The 19,414-nt window shown below is 57.7% G+C and carries 14 protein-coding genes; 5 read left to right on the top strand and 9 right to left on the bottom strand.

The features are described from left to right. Positions 1–75 precede the first annotated feature (75 nt). Complete coding sequence (locus ACM6JQ_RS25340) at positions 76–1,131, bottom strand: tetratricopeptide repeat protein (protein ID WP_007914942.1); 1,056 nt, start codon at positions 1,129–1,131, stop codon at positions 76–78. Positions 1,132–1,302: 171 nt separating this feature from the next. Between ACM6JQ_RS25340 and ACM6JQ_RS25335 the strand changes: the two genes are divergently transcribed. The 3 genes from ACM6JQ_RS25335 to ACM6JQ_RS25325 are packed head-to-tail and all read left to right on the top strand — an operon-like array spanning position 1,303 to position 4,577. Further along, positions 1,303–3,438 (top strand): FUSC family protein, encoded by a 2,136-nt coding sequence (locus ACM6JQ_RS25335; RefSeq protein ID WP_414894863.1) that lies wholly within the window; start codon positions 1,303–1,305, stop codon positions 3,436–3,438. Next, positions 3,428–3,628, top strand: a complete 201-nt coding sequence (locus ACM6JQ_RS25330; protein WP_007914938.1) for a DUF1656 domain-containing protein — start codon at positions 3,428–3,430, stop codon at positions 3,626–3,628. Before ACM6JQ_RS25335 ends, ACM6JQ_RS25330 begins: the two co-directional genes overlap by 11 nt. A gap of 4 nt (positions 3,629–3,632) precedes the next feature. Continuing rightward, complete coding sequence (locus ACM6JQ_RS25325) at positions 3,633–4,577, top strand: HlyD family secretion protein (RefSeq protein ID WP_007914936.1); 945 nt, start codon at positions 3,633–3,635, stop codon at positions 4,575–4,577. Positions 4,578–4,772: 195 nt separating this feature from the next. Here ACM6JQ_RS25325 and ACM6JQ_RS25320 read toward each other — a convergent pair whose 3' ends face one another. The 4 genes from ACM6JQ_RS25320 to ACM6JQ_RS25305 all read right to left on the bottom strand — a co-directional run bounded on the left by ACM6JQ_RS25320 (position 4,773) and on the right by ACM6JQ_RS25305 (position 12,651). After that, positions 4,773–6,194 carry an efflux transporter outer membrane subunit gene (locus tag ACM6JQ_RS25320; RefSeq protein ID WP_007914935.1) on the bottom strand — a complete coding sequence of 474 codons (1,422 nt, stop codon included), beginning with the start codon at positions 6,192–6,194 and terminating at the stop codon, positions 4,773–4,775. Next, positions 6,191–9,370, bottom strand: coding sequence for an efflux RND transporter permease subunit (locus ACM6JQ_RS25315; RefSeq protein WP_414894862.1), 3,180 nt, complete (start codon positions 9,368–9,370; stop codon positions 6,191–6,193). The genes ACM6JQ_RS25320 and ACM6JQ_RS25315 overlap by 4 nt, the downstream gene beginning before the upstream one ends. Positions 9,371–9,385: 15 nt before the next feature. After that, complete coding sequence (mexE, locus tag ACM6JQ_RS25310) at positions 9,386–10,639, bottom strand: multidrug efflux RND transporter periplasmic adaptor subunit MexE (protein ID WP_414894861.1); 1,254 nt, start codon at positions 10,637–10,639, stop codon at positions 9,386–9,388. Between the two features lie 272 nt (positions 10,640–10,911). Next, positions 10,912–12,651 (bottom strand): dipeptidase, encoded by a 1,740-nt coding sequence (locus ACM6JQ_RS25305; RefSeq protein ID WP_414894860.1) that lies wholly within the window; start codon positions 12,649–12,651, stop codon positions 10,912–10,914. Between the two features lie 228 nt (positions 12,652–12,879). On the opposite strand from ACM6JQ_RS25305, the gene ACM6JQ_RS25300 reads away from it, so the two are divergent. Both ACM6JQ_RS25300 and ACM6JQ_RS25295 read left to right on the top strand, forming a co-directional pair. Further along, positions 12,880–14,892: an McrB family protein gene (locus ACM6JQ_RS25300; protein WP_414894859.1), complete on the top strand. Its 2,013-nt coding sequence runs from the start codon at positions 12,880–12,882 to the stop codon at positions 14,890–14,892. Beyond that, positions 14,892–16,226, top strand: coding sequence for an McrC family protein (locus ACM6JQ_RS25295; protein WP_414894858.1), 1,335 nt, complete (start codon positions 14,892–14,894; stop codon positions 16,224–16,226). The genes ACM6JQ_RS25300 and ACM6JQ_RS25295 overlap by 1 nt, the downstream gene beginning before the upstream one ends. Before the next feature lie 183 nt (positions 16,227–16,409). Here ACM6JQ_RS25295 and ACM6JQ_RS25290 read toward each other — a convergent pair whose 3' ends face one another. From ACM6JQ_RS25290 to ACM6JQ_RS25275, 4 genes are all read right to left on the bottom strand, one after another. Next, a complete protein-coding gene (locus ACM6JQ_RS25290) occupies positions 16,410–16,925 on the bottom strand; it encodes a hypothetical protein (protein ID WP_414894857.1) in 516 nt (171 codons plus the stop codon). Continuing rightward, entirely contained in the window at positions 16,922–17,656 is a 735-nt protein-coding gene (locus tag ACM6JQ_RS25285; RefSeq protein ID WP_414894856.1) for an alpha/beta hydrolase, read from the bottom strand. The genes ACM6JQ_RS25290 and ACM6JQ_RS25285 overlap by 4 nt, the downstream gene beginning before the upstream one ends. Positions 17,657–17,660: 4 nt before the next feature. Beyond that, the gene (locus tag ACM6JQ_RS25280) at positions 17,661–18,158 is read right to left on the bottom strand and encodes a PAAR domain-containing protein (RefSeq protein ID WP_007914923.1); all 498 of its coding nucleotides are present in this window, start codon (positions 18,156–18,158) and stop codon (positions 17,661–17,663) included. Positions 18,159–18,496: 338 nt separating this feature from the next. Further along, positions 18,497–19,411 (bottom strand): LysR family transcriptional regulator, encoded by a 915-nt coding sequence (locus tag ACM6JQ_RS25275; protein WP_007914920.1) that lies wholly within the window; start codon positions 19,409–19,411, stop codon positions 18,497–18,499. Positions 19,412–19,414 lie beyond the last annotated feature (3 nt).

Here is a 19,414-nt window from a genome sequence, read left to right as displayed (position 1 = left end):
TTAACTTGACCCTTTGGCGTGATGGCAGTTCCGAAATTCCTTGCCAGATGTGTCGAAAGAGCTGTCGAAAGTGGGTCAGAGGCCTTGCTGCAAGGCCGGGTCATCCGGGTTGAGTTGTTCCAGTTGCGCCAACAGAATCTGCACATTCTGCAGTTGACCGCTTTCTTTCCAGTAGTTGATCAACAAGACCCGCGCCTTGCGGTCAGCGGGGTGGCGCTGGACGATTTCCTGCAATTGCTTTTGTGCCGCTTCCAGTTCTTCGGCGCTGTGCAGGGTGGTGGCGAGGTCGTAGCGGTAATCCTTGTTGTCTGGCTCAAGTTCGACGGCTTTGGACAAGCCGAGCAGGGCGTATTCGCGCTGATCGTGGTGTAACAGCCAAAGACCGAGAGCATGTTGCAGGTAAGCAGAATCGGGTTGCGCTTTGAGTTGTTGCCCCAGCAATTGCCGGGCGGCGTCGGTCTGGCCCTGGCGGTCGAGGACATCGATCTGCATCACCAGCGCCTGCAGATTGCCGGGCTCCAGGCGCAGGGTGTTATCGAGCGCGACCTGCGCCTCCTTGAGTTCGGCGTTGTGTAGATGCAGCCGAGCGATTTGCGCGTAGTTGGCGGCGCTTTCCGGTTGCGCCTTGAGCGTTTGTTCCCAGCCGTCGATTGCTTGTTGCAGTGGTGCGAAGTACAGACCCAGTTCATCCGGGGTCAAGCCGAGCAGAGCGTTGATGGCGGCAAAGCGCACGGTTTGATCTTCATCATCGAGCATTGGCCCGAGCAACAGGCTGCGTTGCCCGCCTGGCACCAGCCCCACCACGCTTTTGATCGCCGCCAGCCGCACGGCTGGGGATTCGTTTTGCAGGTCGGTGTCGGCCAGCTTCAACGCCTGTGGACTCGGATAGTTAGGCAGCTCGCCATGCAGCCACACGCGGCGCTTGACCGAGATGTCCGGACGGCCCAGCTGTTGATATAGCTGACGCGCCGCGCCCGGTTGACCCTTGCGCGCGGCATCCAGCGCTTCGCTATAGCCGTGTTTGATCGCATCGGGTATGACCGGCACGGTGCTGCGCACGGACAACCACGCGACAATGACGACAAGCACAAGGCCCAGGCTGATAAGCAGGTAGCGGCGCGACTGAGGCATGCAGGTTTCCGAAACAGGCGTTCTTGAGCAGAACGGCAAGCTTCGGTCAGCGCGGGCCACGAGTCAAACCCTGTGCATGCGAATCGCCCTACAAGCTGCGTCGACTCAGTTACCCGTCAGGCTTTCGATGCAGTGTCTACGCTTGCAGAAGTCGCTTCGATGAGTGTGCCCATGCAAGCCCTGTTCAATTATTTCAAGGCCGTGATCCATCCCGGTCAGGCCGTCCTGCTGTTTGCCCTGCGAACCATCGCGGCGGGATTGTTGACTTTGTATCTGGCCTTTTTGTTCGATCTCGACCAGCCCAAGTGGTCGATCATGGCGGTAGTCATCGTCAGCCAGCCGTTGGCCGGGATGGCACTGGCGCGCAGTTTCGGTCAGGTGATCGGTACGACCCTCGGGGCGGCGGTGGCGGTGTTGATCATGGCGATCTTTCCCCAGGCACCGCTGCCATTCATTACCACTCTGGCCCTATGGCTGGCGCTGTGCACGGCGGGCGGTACGTTGCTGCGCTACACCAGCTCTCAAGCATTTGTGCTCAGTGGTTACACTGCCGTGGTGGTGGCGTTACTGGCGATTCCGGATCAGGACGGTACGTTTTTACTGGCGGTTACCCGCGTGACCGAAACCTTGCTGGCCGTGGCGTGCGTGTGTGTCGTCAGCCTGCTGACAGCGCGCCCGCAAGCGGTGGCCAAGGGTTATTTCGCCAAAGTCGATCAAGTGATCAAACTGGCCGCCAGCCACGCAGCGGCGGTGCTTCGCACGGAAGAAAGCGAGGCCGATTTCCAGCGCCGGCAAATGCAACTGCTGGGGGAGATCAGCGCACTTGAAGGCTTGCGGCGACACTTGTATTTCGATGCACCACGATTGCGCAGCGCCAACCATCTGGTGCTGCTGTTGGGCAATCAACTGATGCTGTTGACCTCGCGATTAACCGCGCTGCGCCATCAACGCGAACTGCTCACCGAACGTTGGGAGGGGGAGCTGCCGCTGGATATCCAGCGACTGCGTGCGGACGAACTGGCGCTCCTCGATCAGTTGGCGGAGCAGGGGCGATCATTGTCCGAGCCCACACGTCACCGGTTTATCACGCTGCAGCATCAGTTCGAGGCGCTCGCTTATCAGGCCGAACAACTGACTGAAGACATGAGTGCCACGCTACGTTCGCTGGCCTGGGCGCTGCGCTGGGAACAGGCGCGGCTGTTGCAGCAACTGGAGCAAATCCTCGAATTGAGCGATGCCATCCAGGAAGGGCGCGAGGCCAGTTGCCTCTATCGCGGTCAGGTCAGCCCGTTGCATCTGGACTTCACCCTGGCGTCGATGAACGCGATTCGCGCTTTCACTGCGTTGCTGGTGGCCGGGTTGATCTGGATCGAAACCGCGTGGGACGGTGCGCGGGGCGGGATGATTCTGGTGGGAATCCTCTGTTCGCTGATGGCTACTTTCCCGCGTCCACTGATGGCCGCGCAAAGTTACGCCCGAGGCTTGGGGCTCGCGCTGGTGGTCTCGGCGTTCTATCAATTCATGCTGGTGCCGGCGGTCAGTGATTTCGAGCTGTTGGCATTACTGCTGGCCCCGCTGCTGTATGTGATCGCGATTGGTCTGGCCAGCCCGGCGACGGCGGGCATCGGCATGGGACTGGGGTTGTCGAGTTTCCTGATGATCGGCCCGCAGAATGTCGGTACCGGGCAGAACACGGCGATTCAATGGTTCGAGTTCGCCGGCGCCTACGTCAGTGCGGCCATGCTTGCCCTGATTGTTTACGCGTGGATTTTCCCGTTTCGCCCGGCGTGGCGCCTTCGTCGCTTGTACAACGAAGCGCGCGAGCAGGTGTATGCGCTAACCAAAACCCCCGCGACCGATGAACAACAGTTCGCCTTCGAAAGCCGCATGGTCGATCGTCTGACCAGCATGCTCGGCCTGCTGCCGGCGGTGAACAGCCGCGCGATGCAGCAACTTTACGAAATCAGCCTGGCGTGTGTTGCGCTGGGTGTGGCGATGCATCAACTGCGTCAGCAGGCACACAACAATGCGCTGCTGACAGACACCTTCAATCAGCGTCTTGCTTCGGCCGTGCGCAAAACCGGGCGTTTTGTCGCCGGGCGTCAGGATGTGCAATTGGCGCCACTGCTGACCACGCTGCACACACTGGGCGACGAACTGGATGAATTGCACGTCGCCAGTCATGAGCATGTGTGGTCGTTGTTTCGCATGCGCGTGGCCCTGTTGATTGTCGTGTCATTCCTGCAGCGCCACGGTGACGCCATCCAGCAATCTGTCCCGGAAGGAGAAGCAGCCCTTGCCCATTGATTTCGAGATTGGCGGTGTCTACCTGCCGCCCATTGCCCAGGCGCTATTGTTGGCCATACCGATATTCATGCTGCTCGACTGGGGATTGCGGCGTCTGGGTGTGCTGCGCCTGGTCTGGCATGAAGCGCTGTTCGAAGGCGCCCTATATGCCTGCGTCTGTGCCACGCTGATTTTGCTGATGGGAGCCTGATGCCTTGAAAGTGTTATTCACGCGATTGATCACGTTGGCGGTGGTGTTGCTGGCGATCGTGCTCGGCTGGTTCGCCTGGGAGCATTACACCCGCGCACCGTGGACTCGCGATGCCCGGGTGAGGGCGGATGTGGTGACGCTGTCGGCGGATGTCTCGGGGCGCATTGTCAGGCTGGCGGTGCAGGACAACCAGCATGTCGACAAGGGGCAACTGTTGATGGAGATCGACCCGGCGCGTTACAGGTTGGCGGTGGAGCATTCGCGACGTTCAGTGGAAGTGGCCAAGGCGACGCTGGGCCAGTCGCAAGCGGCGATCGTTGCCAGTGAAGCCTTGCTCAAACAGCGGCAAAGCGAAGAGCGTAGGCGGCGTACGCTCAAGCAGGGTTTTGCGATTTCCGGGGAAGAGTGGGAGAAATCCAGTACCGATGTAGCGGTGGCCCAGGCCGATCTTTTACGTAATCAGGCCAATCTCGGCCTGGCCGAAGCCAATGTGCAGTTGGCGATTGCCGCGATGACTCAGGCCGAACTGGACTTGCAGCGCACCCGCGTCGAGTCACCGGTCAGTGGCTATGTCACTAACCTGCTGACTCGCGAAGGTGACTACGCAGTGAGTGGCGGCGCGTTGTTGGCGCTGGTTGACAGCGATTCGTTCTACATCAGTGGTTACTTCGAAGAAACCAAACTGCCGCGAATCGGTGAGGGCGATCGGGTGCGGGTGCAATTGATGAGTGGGGAGACCTTCGGCGGTACGGTGCAGAGCATTGCCTTCGCCATTGCCGACAGGGAGAACGCGCCGGGCAGTCGGCTGCTGGCGAACATCAACCCGAGTTACACCTGGGTGAAACTGGCGCAGCGGGTGCCGGTACGGATCGAAATCGATGGCGACTACGCCGGCAAAAACCGTTTGCGTGCGGGCACCACAGCGACCGTCACCGTGCTGGAAAACTGATCCCTGTAGGAGCTGCCGCAGGCTGCGATCTTTTGATCTGCTCCTTTAAAGCAAAGTCAAAAGATCGCAGTCTGCGGCAGCTCTTACAGAAGAGGGTGTGATTTTCGAGGCATAAAAAAGCCCCGCGACCGAATGATACGCGGGGCAAAAAATTTGGTTGGTTGCGGCCAACCAAAGGAGCTCTTTAACAATCGATTACTTGCTGGCAACAGTCTCCGGTTGCCAGCCGCCGCCAAGGGCCTTGTAGATCGCGACAATGCCGCGATACAGGTCAACTTCGGCCTGGGCCTGACTGTCTTCGGCGTTCAACCGTTCACGTTGAGCGTCGAGCAGCACGAGGAAGTCAGTCGTGCCTTCGCGATAGCGAATTTCAGCCAGGTCGGCAGCCTTGCGGCTCGATTCGCTCTGACGGATCAGCGAGATCAGGCGTTGCTGGCGTTTGCCGTAATCGCTGAAAGCGTTTTCCGACTCTTCCAGGGCCAGCAGCACTTGTTGCTCGTAAGTCGCCAGTGCGCCTTCGGCTTCAGCATCGGCGCCACGCAAACGGGCGCGTACGCTGCCAAGGTCGAACGCCGCCCACGTGATGCTCGGGCCGAGTGCCCAGGCGTTGGCCGCCGAGGAACCGATCTGCGAACCACGCCCGGCCGTCCAGCCGAGGAAGCCGCTAAGGCTGACCCGAGGGAACAGATCGGCTTTCGCCACGCCGATACGCGCCGTGGCCGAAGCCAGATTGCGTTCAGCGCTGAGAATGTCCGGCCGACGCTGCAGCAGTTCGCCCGGATCTCCGATCGGCAAGGCCTTGGCAATCGCCGGCAAGTCTTTCGGGCTCAGATCGACGGTCAGCTTGTCCGGACGCTCACCGAGCAGGGTGGCGATGCGGTTTTTCTGCCGAACCTGTTCCGCCTGCAACTGCGGCACGGTGGCTTCAACGTTGGCCAGACGCGCATCGGCGCGCTCGACATCGAGCTGATCACCGACACCGGCGTCTCGCAGGCTGATGGTGATCTTGCGCGACTCCACCTGATTGTTCAGGTTGGCCACGGCGATCTTTTCGCGCAGCTGGGCACCGCGCAGTTGACCGTAAGCATCGACCAGTTCGGCAATCATGGTGACTTGCAGTTGATACAGATCGGCTTCGGCCGCTTGCTGGTCGGCGTTGCTGGCTTCCAGATTGCGCTGGATGCGGCCAAACAGGTCCAGCTCCCAGGCCATGTCCAGACCGAGGTCATAGCGTTCGCTATTGACCCGGTCGGTGGTCTGGCCAGGGATTTGCCCCTTGGCCAGATCACTGCTGGCGCGGCTGGTGATGGTCGGCATCGCATCGTTGCTGGCGTCGTCGCGGATCGCCCGGGCGGCTTTCCAGCGGGCGAACGCCACGCGCAGTTCACGGTTGCCTTGCAGCGATTGGGTCACCAACTGGTTGAGGGTCGGATCGTCGAATTGCTGCCACCAGATGCCTTCGAATTTCGAGCGGTCGAAGTTCTTTTGCCCGGCGGCGCCGTCGGTGACGGCCGTGATGTTGGCCGCCTCCGTGGCTGGGGTCTTGTAGTCGGGGCCGACGGCGCAGGCACTGAGGGCCAGCACCAGCAGACTCGGCAGGAAGACTTTCAGACTCATCGTTGCGCCTCCAGTTTCAGAGCTTTGGCCGCTTTGCGGGCTTCACCGCGTTCGACAAAGTTACGGATCAGTACGTAGAACACAGGTGTCAGCAACAGACCGAAGAAGGTCACCCCGAGCATCCCGGAGAACACTGCCACACCCATGGCGTGACGCATCTCGGCACCGGCACCGCTGGAGAACACCAGCGGCACCACACCCATGATGAACGCGAAGGAAGTCATCAGGATCGGCCGCAGACGCAGACGGCAGGCTTCCAGTACCGCAGCGAGCGGGTCGAGGCCTTCTTCCTGTTTGTCCTTGGCGAACTCGACGATCAGAATCGCGTTCTTACAGGCAAGTCCGACCAGTACGATCAAGCCGATCTGGGTAAAGATGTTGTTGTCACCGCCCGAGATGATCACGCCGGTGATGGCCGACAGCAGGGTCATCGGTACGATCAGGATTACCGCCAATGGCAGGCTCCAGCTTTCGTATTGAGCGGCGAGCACCAGGAACGCCAGCAGTACGCAGAGCGGGAACACGAACAACGCGGTGTTGCCGGACAGAATCTGCTGGTAGGTCAGGTCGGTCCACTCGTAGGTCATGCCGTTCGGCAGTTCATCTTTCAGCAGTTTCTCGATGGCTTTCTCGGCTTGGCCGGAGCTGTAACCGGGAGCTGCCGCACCGTTGATTTCTGCGGTGATGAAGCCGTTGTAGTGCATCACGCGATCCGGGCCCGAGGTGTCGCTGACCTTGATGAAGGTCGCCAGCGGGATCATTTCGCCTTTGTTGTTGCGCACTTTCAGCTGACCGATCTGATCGGATTCGAGGCGGAACTGTTGTTCGGCCTGAACGTTGACCTGATAGGTGCGCCCGAAACGGTTGAAGTCGTTGGCATACAGCGAGCCCAGGTAGATCTGCAGGGTGTCGAAGATGTCGCTGACGGCCACGCCGTGGGTCTTGGCTTTTTCACGGTCGATGGCGGCATCGACCTGTGGCACGTTCACCGTGTAGCTAGTGAACAGGCCCGCCAGTTCCGGCACGCTGTGGCTCTTGTTAATGATGTTCATGGTTTCTTTGTACAGCTCGTCGTAGCCCAGGTTGCCCCGGTCTTCGATTTGCAGACGGAAACCACCAATGGTGCCCAGACCTTGTACCGGCGGTGGCGGGAAGATCGCCATGTACGCCTCTTGAATGTTCGCATATTGGCCGTTCAAGGCACCGGCAATTGCACCGGCGGACATGCTCGGGTCTTTACGCTCGTCGAACGGTTTCAGCGTCACGAAGACGATGCCGGCGTTCGGGCTGTTGGTGAAACCATTGATCGACAGCCCCGGGAACGCAACGGCGCTTTCCACGCCTGGCTGTTTCAGCGCCAGATCAGACATGCGCTTGATCACGTCTTCGGTGCGATCCAGGCTCGAAGCATCCGGCAGTTGTGCGAAGGCCACCAGGTATTGCTTGTCCTGGCCGGGTACGAAACCGGTCGGCGTGCTGGAGAAACCGAAGAAGGTCAGGACCATCAGACCGGCGTAGAGCAGAAGGGCGATGCCGCTGCTGCGGATAACCCGGCCCACCGTACCGACGTAGCCATGGCTGGCGCGGTCGAAGAAGCGGTTGAACGGACGGAACAGCCAACCACCGAAGATCTTGTCGAGCACTTTGGAGAAGCGGTCTTTCGGTGCGTCGTGGCTTTTCAGCAACACAGCGGCCAGTGCTGGCGAGAGGGTCAGCGAGTTGAACGCCGAGATCACGGTCGAGATGGCGATGGTCAGTGCAAACTGTTTGTAGAACTGCCCGGTAAGACCGGAGATGAACGCTGCCGGAATGAACACCGCACACAGCACCAGCGCCGTGGCAACGATCGGGCCGGTCACTTCACGCATGGCGCGCTTGGTGGCTTCGACCGGATTCAATCCGAGCTCGATATTGCGCTCGACGTTCTCCACCACCACGATGGCGTCGTCCACCACGATACCGATGGCCAGTACCAGGCCGAATAGCGAGAGCGCATTGAGCGAGAAGCCGAACAGGTGCATCACCGCAAACGTACCGATCAACGATACCGGCACCGCCACCAACGGAATGATCGAGGCGCGCCAGGTTTGCAGGAACAGGATAACCACCAGTACCACGAGAATCAGTGCTTCGAAGAGGGTGTGAACCACCGCCTCGATCGAGCCGCGCACAAAGATCGTCGGGTCATAGACGATGCTGTAGTCCATGCCTTGCGGGAAGCCTTTCTTCAACTCGTCCATTTTCGCCCGAACGTCGTTCGAGATGTCGATGGCATTGGAGCCTGGACGCTGGAAGATCGGGATGGCTACCGCCGGCTGATTGTCCAGCAACGAGCGCAGGGCGTATTGACTGGAACCGAGTTCAACGCGAGCGATGTCTTTGAGACGAGTGATTTCACCGTCGTCGCCTGCACGAATGATGATGTTCTCGAACTCTTCCTCGGAGACCAGACGGCCCTGAGTATTGACCGACAGCTGGAAGCTCTGGGCATTCGGGGCAGGGGGCGCACCCAATTGACCGGCCGCGACCTGGCGGTTTTGCTCACGAATCGCGGTGACCACATCCGTTGCGGTCAGATTGCGCGAAGCGGTCTTGTTCGGATCGAGCCAGACCCGCAGCGAGTAATCGCCCATACCAAACAACTGCACATCACCAACACCGTTCAGACGAGCGAGCTCATCCTTGATGTTGAGGATCGCGTAGTTGGACAGGTAGAGCATGTCGTAGCGCTTGTCCGGGGAGGTCAAGTGCACAACCATGGTCAGGTCGGGCGAGGCCTTGTCGACGGTGATACCTATGCGCGTCACTTCCTCGGGAAGCTTCGGTTCGGTACGGGTCACCCGGTTTTGCACCTGCACCTGCGCATTGTCCAGGTCAGTGCCCAGGGCGAAGGTGATGGTCAGGGTGATCTTGCCGTCGGCGGTCGACTGCGAGGACATGTACAGCATGTTCTCGACGCCGGTGATGGCCTGCTCCAGCGGAGCGGCCACGGTTTCACCGATGACTTTAGGGTTGGCGCCCGGGAAGTTGGCACGTACCACCACGGTCGGTGGCACGACTTCCGGGTATTCGCTGATCGGTAGCTGGAACAGCGAGATCGCACCGGCGATCAGGATCAACAGCGAGAGCACCGCTGCGAAGATCGGCCGTGAAATGAAGAATTGGGAAAAATTCATCGGAGTTGTCGTCCCTTAACCGCGTGGGGTCGTAGCAGCCAGCTTCACAACCGCACCGGACGCACCTTTGGCAGGGGCGACTTTGGGCAGGTTGCTGGCTTCCAGCGCTTGACGTTGTTGAGCGAGTGCCGCGATGGTCTGTTCGCTGGCCATGGGCACCACTTCAGGAGTGACCGGTGAGCCAGGGCGAACCCGTTGCAGACCCTTGACGATGATCGTGTCGTCCTTGTTCAGGCCGTTACGGACGATGCGCAGGCCTTCGATTTTCGGACCCAGTTCGACGGCGCGGTACGCGGTTTTGTTGTCCGCATCCATCACCAGTACGAACTTCTTGCCGAGGTCGGTACCGACCGCTTCGTCGTTGATCAGCATGGCGTTGTAGGTACCGCTGCCGACCAGTTTCAGGCGTGCGTACAGGCCCGGGGTGTAGGTGCCGTCGCGGTTGTCGAACACCGCGCGACCACGGATGGTGCCGGTTTTCGGGTTGACCTGGTTGTCGACGAAGTTCATCTGGCCGAGGTGCGGGTTGCCGTCTTCGTTGGACAGGCCCATGTACACCGGAGTGGTGGCACCGCGCTGACCGTTACGGGCGAGTTGGGTGTATTTGAGGAACACGCGCTCGTCGGCGTCGAAGTAGGCGTAGACGCGGTCGGTGGAAACCACGCTGGTCAGTGGCGTGGTGTCGGCGGTTACCAGGTTACCGGCAGTGATTTCGGCACGGCTGACGCGGCCGCTGATCGGCGCGGTCACGCGGGTGAAGCTGAGGTTCAGTTTGGCCAGATCCAGTTGCGCTTGCAGGGCACCGACGGCGGCGCGGGCTTCCTGTGCAGCGCTGGTGCGCGAGTCGGCCAGTTCGGCGGAAATGGCGTTGCTGGCGCGCAGACGCTCACCACGTCCGGCTTCGTTTTCACTGCGGGTGGCGTTGGCGCGGGACTGGGCGACCAATGCTTCGAGGCGGCGCACCTCAGCCTGGAACGGACGCGGGTCGATCTGGAACAGCAGGTCGCCTTTCTTGACCAGTGCGCCTTCGGTGAAAGCCACCTCGTCAATCTGGCCGGAGACCCGTGGACGGATTTCAACGGTTTCTGGCGCTTCGAGGCGCCCGGTGAATTCGTCCCACTCGTTGACCGGTTGTTCGATCACCTTGGCCACGCTGACTTTCGCAGCGGGCATAGTGGCGGCAGTCTCCGGAGTCTTGCCGCAGGCGCTCATCACCAGTACGGCCAACATGGCCAACGGGAAGCGCAAATGTTTGAGTGACTGTTCCATGGATGCATCCGCCAATGTATTGAAGATGGGCGGATGATGCTCGGCGGGGTGTGATGGCACGAATCGAATGAAGCAAAGGTAACTATCATTCGGAATGATATAAGACCCGAACGAGCCCTCTAGCATGCACCTTTCGTTAGGTGGCTATCAATCTCTCTCACGGCAATTCTCTGTTGCCTGACCTGCAAAAGTCAGAAGCGAGGCTGCGCGGCGGGGATTATGCGGGGATTAAAAATGCCGAACCCGCCATGGCGGCGGGTTCGGCAATGTGATCAGAGTTTCGGCAACTGGCCGACACGTCCGATCATTTCCGTCACGATCTGCAGATCCAGCTGGAATTGCTCCACGGTCTTGAACTCGCCATCAGTGTGACCGGTGTACTTCACATTTGGCATGGCCAAACCGAATTGCACGCCATTCGGCAGTTCATGCACCGAAGTGGCGCCGGCGGAAGTGCCGAACTCGTGTTTCATGCCGAGGTTTTCTGTCGAAACCGCCAACAGTGCCTTGACCCATTCGCCCTCAGGATTGCGGTACATCGGCTCGGCAATCGAGTAGTCGAACGCAACCGCTACGTGGGATTTCTTGCTCCACGCCGCCAGTTTCTCAGCGATTTCAGCCTTGAGCTTCTCCGGCGACTTGCCCTTCGGAACGCGCAGGTTGACCGCGAGTTTGAAGGCTTTGTCATCCATTCCGACGTAGGTCAACGACGTTGTCAGCGGCCCCATGAAAGCATCGGAGAAACCGACCCCCAGCTTGTTACCGAGGTAATCCAGACCCCAGTTGTCGGCGGCGTAACGCGCGGCATCGGTGATGTGGTTGTGCTTGAACGCGACTTTGCCATCAAGGCTATCGATAAAGACCAGCATCCGCGCGACCGGGTTGACCCCGGACTCTGGCTCGGAGGAGTGCGCAGATACGCCAGTCACGGTCAGCTTGACGTCTTTGCCATCAACCTTGGCATTCACCTGGAAATCGCCGCCATTACGCTTGGCAAACTCGTCACCGGCCTTCTGCAGACTGGCGGCCAGCTCCGCAGGCTTATCGGTGACCAGGGTGACGACAGACGCTGATGGAATCTGGTTGGTCGCCAGGCCACCGGTCATCGAGATGATTTCCGCACCTTTGCCTGCACCTTTGCGCTTGGCAAAGTTGGCCATGACGGTACCGTAGCCTTTCTCGGCAATCACCACCGGGTAACCGCCGTCCAGCGCCAGGTTGTAGTTCGGTGTCGGATTGCGTTCGAAGTAGTAGGGAATCGCGTCGCCCGTGGTTTCTTCAGTGGTGTCGACCAACAGCTTGAAGTTGCGCACCAGCGGCAGCTTTTCTTCCTTGATGACTTTCATGGCATACAGCGTGACCACGATGCCGTTCTTGTCATCCTCGGTGCCGCGACCATACATGCGGTCGCCGATCAGGGTGATCTTGAACGGGTCGAGGCGGGTGCCATCCTTGAGCACCCAGTTTTCCGGCGTCACCGGCACCACATCGGCATGGGCATGAATGCCGACCACTTCATCGCCGCTACCGTCGAGAGAGATCTCGTAGACACGATTATCGATGTTGCGGAATTTCAGATTGAACGACTCGGCAAGGCTCTGAATCTTCGCCGCGATCTTGGTGAATTCCGGGTTGTCGTGTTGTTCGACGCCGTCCTTGCGATAAGTCGGGATCTCGACCAGTTCGCGCAGGGTTTCGGTGGCGGCGGCGCTGTATTTCGCTCGTGTGTAGATACCCAGCAGACGATAGATTTCGTTCTGCTGATCGGCGTTTAAGGTCTTGTTGTCGAGATAAGCACCAATCGCCGGGCCGATGTTGGCGGTTTTCGCCAGATCGCTCTTGCCCAGATTGCCGAGGAACTGTCGGAAATCAGTGGCTTTGTCGGCGCTGTAGGTCTTGAGGATTTCAGCGCTCTGTTGTGGGGTGATATTGGCTTGCGCGGGCGCGGTGAACACGGCGAGGCCGGCCAGCATCAAGGTGGTGGCAGCCAGTTTTTTGAAAGGGACATTCATTACGAAGGGCATTCCTTTGCAGGGCAGTGAGTTAGGCGTGTCTCAAGGTTGAGACACATACGCTTACAACCTAACACCGTGTCAGAGCCTTGCGGGAGTCCTGAAAGGGGATGTGTCGCACAAAAATGCAAAAGAGACGCACAAATGAAAAACTATTTCGAGGTGCTCTATCCGCGCCCTATGAGTGGTGGCACCATGCGATTACTTTCAAGGATGGGATGACGACACGTGGCAGCAAACTTCTTCACCCGTGAACAATTCGTTTGTTTGAGAACCTGGCAGAAGAGGGTCTTTGACAAGAACGACATTGCGCACCGCCAAGCCTACAGTCAATTGCGCGAGGCCTACGACACCACCAAGTTGTGGGCGATTGAACTGCAACGACATTTGTTCCCGGACAGCATTGCTCCTCGAGTCATTCGCAGGCCCATAGGCCAGTGGCAGAAGGCGTTTTTGGGCTATAACTGGGCGCGTATCTATCCACGCGCGGACGCTCCGCAAGGCTTGGCTTATACCGTCGGGATCGACGCCAATTGGGGCTTTGTCGTCAAACTTGATCTGGTCGATACAAAAAACGCAGATAAAGCGTTGCGCGACCGCTATGAAAAACTGCGCGGCTCTTATCAGTCCTCACCTATCGTTGCGACCTTGCCGGCCGAAGAAGGCCTTGCGCGCGGCTTTCAGGGGATTGTCGACTGGAGTGCCGAGGCTATTTCGAAATTTGCAATTGGATACGACGACATGGCTGAACAGCTCGGCTTGACCAACACACCAACAGTGGCCCAAATATTGGGACATTTCCAGGTCAGTGAAGCCTTCCGCAAGCGGCAGCCTGACTGGACTGACGAGACTACGCAGTTATTTGTGCGGTTCGCAGTTGCGGTACATAACATGCGCTGGGATTGGTGGCATACAAAGACCACCAACGCTCAACTGATTTTCGGTTCGAAGGAAAAGATTAAAAAATACGGGTCGGCGTTTGGTGAGTTGTTTGTCCAAGTGGATCGTTTTCAGGTCAAATTTGTATCATTCGGTAGCTTGAAACCGATGTCGGAGTACCAGGATATGACTGATGAACTGGTCACTTTATTCGAAGCGGAAAGCGCCGTCGGAGCTAGTCGTCGCCCGCCCTCCGGCCGTACGGGTTTCTGGCCGGATGATTACGTTAATGGAGAAAAGACAGACGGAGACGAGGGCAACCAGCCTAATAGCGTTGCTCAGACCCAGAAACATACCGCTACTCGCAACGTGATCTATTTTGGTCCTCCGGGCACCGGCAAAACGCGCATGTTGCAGAGGTTACTCCGCGATAAATACACATCCTCCGAAGGCACTATGCGCTATGAGTTTGTAACCTTCCACCAATCTTACGGTTACGAAGATTTTGTTGAGGGCCTGCGCCCGGTGCTTGTCGATCTTGAGAATAAGAAACTCAATGACAAAACCCTGGAAGAATCTTCAAAGGATGTCCGCTACGAGATCAAAAAAGGCGCATTCCTGCGGTTGTGCGAAGAGGCTCAGGAAAATCCGGATCAGCAATATGCGATGGTGATCGACGAAATCAACCGCGGCAACATCAGCAAGATTTTCGGCGAGTTAATCACGCTGATCGAAGTCGACAAGCGCAAGGGTGGTGAATATGAGGTGACCCTGACATTGCCCTATTCGAACAAGCCATTCAGCGTTCCTTCAAATGTTGACGTGATCGGGACGATGAACACAGCCGACCGCTCACTGGCATTGGTTGATACGGCATTGCGACGTCGTTTCGAATTCATCGAGTTGATGCCAGAACCGTCCGTGTTGGCCGAAATCACAGTTTCCGAAGGCGGTCATACCCTCCATCTCGATAAATTGCTGACGGCACTCAACCTGCGTATCGAGGCGTTGTATGACCGTGAACACGCCATTGGGCATGCCTATTTCACGTCATTGAAAAATCTCGCGTCCGAGGAGCGTTTCAAGGCTCTCGGCGGCATTTTCAAGACACGCATTATTCCGCTGCTGGAAGAGTATTTTTTCGAGGATTGGCAAAAAATTCGACTGGTACTGGGTGATAACCAGAAATCGGCGGACATGCTTCAGTTTGTCCAGGAGTTGAAAACCGACAGTTTGCCCAAGGACCTGTTTGGCGCCAATCACGGTCTGGATGAATACTCGCTGCGGCCTCAGTACCGTTTGAATGCGGATGCGCTGCATCACCCGCAAGCCTTTATCGAAATCTACGCGACGCTTGCTTAATGACGTCCATACAGATTTTCGAGTTCGATACGCTGGTACCCAAGGCTGACGGTGCATTTGGCAACACTGTCCCCGCGAAGGTATTTGCCTGGCTTGAAGAGCAATGCCTGACCCCTGACGTACTTGCGCCGGTCTGGATGAAATTGACAAGTCGTCGGGGGCGGCGCGCCATTCAGTTCTCCAACTATGTAGGCGTGCTCTGTGCTCCCTGTGGTTATCAAATAGAGATTTTGCCCAAGATCGGTCGCAATACGACTGTGGAAGACGCACGCAAAACGTTGATAGAGATGCTCAAGTGTCTGCGAGGCTTTCGTCATATCAAGACATCCAATGCTGATCTTCAAAAGGAACAGATGCCGTTGTTCGAGGTATTTCTTCAGCAGTTTCTAGGGTCAGCAATGGATGTGGTAAAGCGAGGAGTTCGAAGTGACTACAGCACTCGGCAGGCTAATCTGGCGAGCCTGCGTGGCAAATTGTTGATAGCGGCTCATCTGTCGCAGAATGTGGTGCGTCGTGACCGTTTTTTCACCGAATACGACGAGTTTATTCAGGACCGCGCTGAGAACAGGCTCATTCATGCAGCACTGCGCAAAGCGCTGGGTATGTGCAAAGTACCGGGTAACCAGCGCCTAGCGCGCGAGTTGTGTTTCGTGTTCGCCGACGTCCCTGTGTGCACTGATGTAGCCCAGGACCTCAAGCGTATCCGGCTGGATCGGGGTATGAGCTATTACGAACCAGCGCTTGCCTGGGCGCGGTTGATCCTGCAAGGCGACAGCCCGGTGACAGGTGCAGGCAAGCACAACGCACCTTCCATGTTGTTTCCCATGGAGGCGGTGTTCGAAGCTTATGTGGCGAAGCACCTCGACGCTCAGGTCCGGCAGGGTTTCAATCTGCGGACCCAGACCAGCAAGCACCATTTAGTGAGCCACAAGCAGCAAGGCTGGTTCCGCCTCATACCGGATTTGCTGATAGAGCAGGGCGGCCAAACTTGCATGGTGCTCGATACGAAATGGAAGCTTCTTGATAGTGCCAAGGGCAACAGTGTTGAGAAATACCAACTCAGCCAGAGCGATTTTTACCAATTGCACGCCTACGCACACCTCTATTTGAAGAGTCCGGGGAGCGTCGTGTTGATCTACCCGTGGACGGAGTCATTTACTCAGCCTTTGCCTGTATTCGACTTCACGAGTTCGAAAGACTTGAAGCTCTGGGTTGTGCCGTTTTGCATAAAAAGCCGCAAGTTGTTACTGCCAGAGACATCACCTTTGGGTCGGTGCCTCTATGACAGTGAAACTCGCGAAATCGTGGAGGGGCAAAGCGCTCTCTTGGTATGAGTTGATGAAATGGATCACCGCTGTCTCGGCACGCGTTGTCTGCTGGATGATGCCGTTCCCCGGATAGCCGACGGGGGGTTGGTCGCGCGTCGCTTGGCGCGGCAGCGTTGGTGGTCAAGGTGTTTGAGGGTGGCAATAACCGGGCCTATCTGCCAGATATGGTTGCCGATGACGAGGTGATGGTTACCTGAAAATCTGCTCAATCATCAGCCTGGATGGAATCAGCAAAGTATTCGTGTAATAGGCTTCATACCCATAGGCAGTTATGCGAACTTTGCAGGGGATTGAAGCTTGCGACGCCAGCAACGGTTTGATGGCGTCGTAGTCATTCAGGTCGCGTTGCGTGCCATTCGGATTGGTATAGTAAAAGATCAGATCAGAGGAAAACTTGTAATTTGGCTTGGCCTGACTGCTCGCTGTAACTCGTCCTTCGGCTTTTACAGCGATTGGATGCTCGGATGAGAATTGCGTGTCTCGATTCAGAGAGCAGATCAGGGTAGGGCTGAGTTGGTTGGAATTTTCGTAGTCATTGAAAGCACTCTGCAAATCCACAGTGGAGTTGAAGTGCGCCGTGAACAGATTGGCGGGGCCGAGCTCAAACGACGATAACGTGAGGTCGGCGGGTGGAATACTGGCCGTTTTTACGCACCCGGTGCAGAAAAGAACGCCCAGGTAAATGACCGCGCGGAAGCTGTTCATTGGCTGAAGATACCGTTGATTGAGTCAAAAATCAGATCGCAGGCGGACTTCGTCCCTTGCACAGGTTCTATAAACATCCAGTCAGCAGAAGCATGGTGCTTATCAATGGTTTTATTGATGGTCGGACCTGTCTCGATAATCCAGCGCTCCCCGAAGTCAGCGACACCGTCAGATTGGTCAGGTGTACTGGCATTCGCCCGGATGTTGATCCATGTTTCAGCGACAGGCGTTGGCTCAGAAAAATAGATATCGGAACCCAGCCATACCAAGAACCCTTCACCCACGGGATCGAGTGTCACCAGATATTTGATGGAGTAACCGGCTTCGGAAAGGATCTGTGACAGATGTGCCCCGTTCCATCCGCCGAGGCTGTGGCCGACGATGTAAATCGGGCAGGATTTGCTGGGAATGTTGTCGATGAAGTGAGTCTGGATATCGCCAGCCCCCCTTGCATCCTTATAGCTTTTAGGGATCCCCGTGTATTTCGCCTTCAGCTTGGCGTTGCCGGCAATTTTACCGTCGAGCTGTTTTTGTGCGTCATCGATATTGTGGAACGCGCCCTGGAAATAGTATTTCTCTTGGTCGGCAGCCCCACCAATGAAGAAAACGATCGCCTTCTTTACTGGAACAGGAGCCGTCTTTACAGATTGATCCTTCACAAGTGTTAACGTCGGCGTGACGGCCAGACTCGCAGTATTACCATTGGGAAGCTGGATTTGCTCTGCCGGCATGTTTTCAATCTTCCAGAAAGAGTTTGAAGGTTTCTGCCACGTGTGAACTCACGACGTGCGTGAACCCCAGCGAATCACTGGTTCCGTACTCGAAACTGCCGTCCGCGCGCTGAATCGCGTAGGCATGATTAGGCATGGGCTCACCCGTGCTTTCGTCGATCAATTTGATCTTGTCGCTGAAGTGCACCGGCATCGGCAGCAGACCGCTGAAAGGTGCCGAGACGAAGGTGTCGCCGATGATGACTGTTCCGGAACCGCCCACAACGATGTTGCCGTGTCCGCCCGTGCTGTCGATCGTCGCAGCATTCAAACCATTGATGAAAACGGTCGAGCTGACGCCTCCCGTGATCGGACTGCCACAAGCGGATTTGTCGGTCATCCGGGCGGCAGCAAGCCCGTCAAAGTTCACATTGGGCGAGCCACTGGCAATGGGATTCGTGCCATGTCCCGGAAGAGGGCAGCTAGTGGGGTCCGTGAGGCGTGCAGCAGGTTTTCCGCTCATGCGAAGTTCCGTTTCAAGAGGTCAGATCGGGCAGCCGTGATGAATAGCCGTATCGTAGAACAGCCAGGGCTGTTCGCTGGATCGACAGCCTTGGTGGTCGTAGTAATCGGGAATGGTGAGGGTGTGGTGTCAGCTCTGCGAGACATTGACCCCATGTGCATCCGGACGGATGCGAGTGTTCGCCTTCAATCACACCGGTGGTGTTTGAAGACGCGAGGGGCACAAGCGCTTGCATACGTGAAGTACGCATCAAATTTTACCGTCCCTGGAAATTTCGTTGCGAAGAATGCCGCAAGCTACGCTTGCGTTCAATAATATTCAGAACTGCCAGCGCTGATTCAGAGACTATCCGGATCCCCAAAAAACATCTGAATCCGCGACCGCAACCACCGCTCACCCGGATCATTATCCTGCGACCCACGCCAAGCCATATGCAGCTCAAACGTACGCGTCGGCAACGGCGGGTCCTCCGCGCGAACACCGCCGGCAGCCGTCAATGCTTCCGCGGTGTAATCGGGCACGGTCGCCACGATGTCGGTGCCGGCCAGCAACGTACTCAACCCGTTGAACTGCGGAACAGCCAGCACCACATGGCGTTTGCGTCCGAGCTTCTCCAACTCTTCATCAATAAAGCCACTGAGGTCGCCGGCAAACGACACCAGCGCATGCGGACGAGCGCAGTAGTCGTCCAGGCTCAACGGCCCCGGCACGGTATCGGCACGCAGCAATTTTGGCGCGCTGCGACGCAGGACCTTGCGCTTGGCGTTGGCCGGCAGGTCCGTGGTGTAGCTGACGCCAATGGATATCTCGCCGGAAGCCAGCAGGCCCGGCATCAATATGTAATTGACGCGACGAATCACCAACACGATTCCCGGGGATTCGGCGCGCAGGCGTTTGAGCAGCATTGGCAGCAGGGCGAATTCGACGTCGTCGGACAAACCGATACGGAATACCGAGGTACTGGTCGCCGGGTCGAATTCGGCCGCACGGCTGACGGCGGTCGAAATCGAATCGAGGGCCGGTGAGAGCAGGGCGAAGATTTCCACCGCGCGGGCGGACGGTTCCATGCTGCGCCCGGTGCGTACAAACAGCGGGTCATCGAACAGGCTGCGCAGGCGCGAGAGCGCCGCACTGATCGCCGGTTGACCGAGAAAGAGCTTTTCTGCCGCCCGGGTCACACTGCGTTCGTGCATCAATGTTTCGAATACGATCAACAGGTTCAGGTCGACACGACGCAGGTCATTACGATTCATCTG

It is taken from the genome of Pseudomonas sp. IT-232MI5 (assembly GCF_949767845.1).
In the GTDB taxonomy this organism is placed as follows: Bacteria; Pseudomonadota; Gammaproteobacteria; order Pseudomonadales; family Pseudomonadaceae; genus Aquipseudomonas.
The sequence above is the reverse complement of the archived record's forward strand: the minus strand, read 5'-3'. Positions and strand labels throughout refer to the sequence as shown.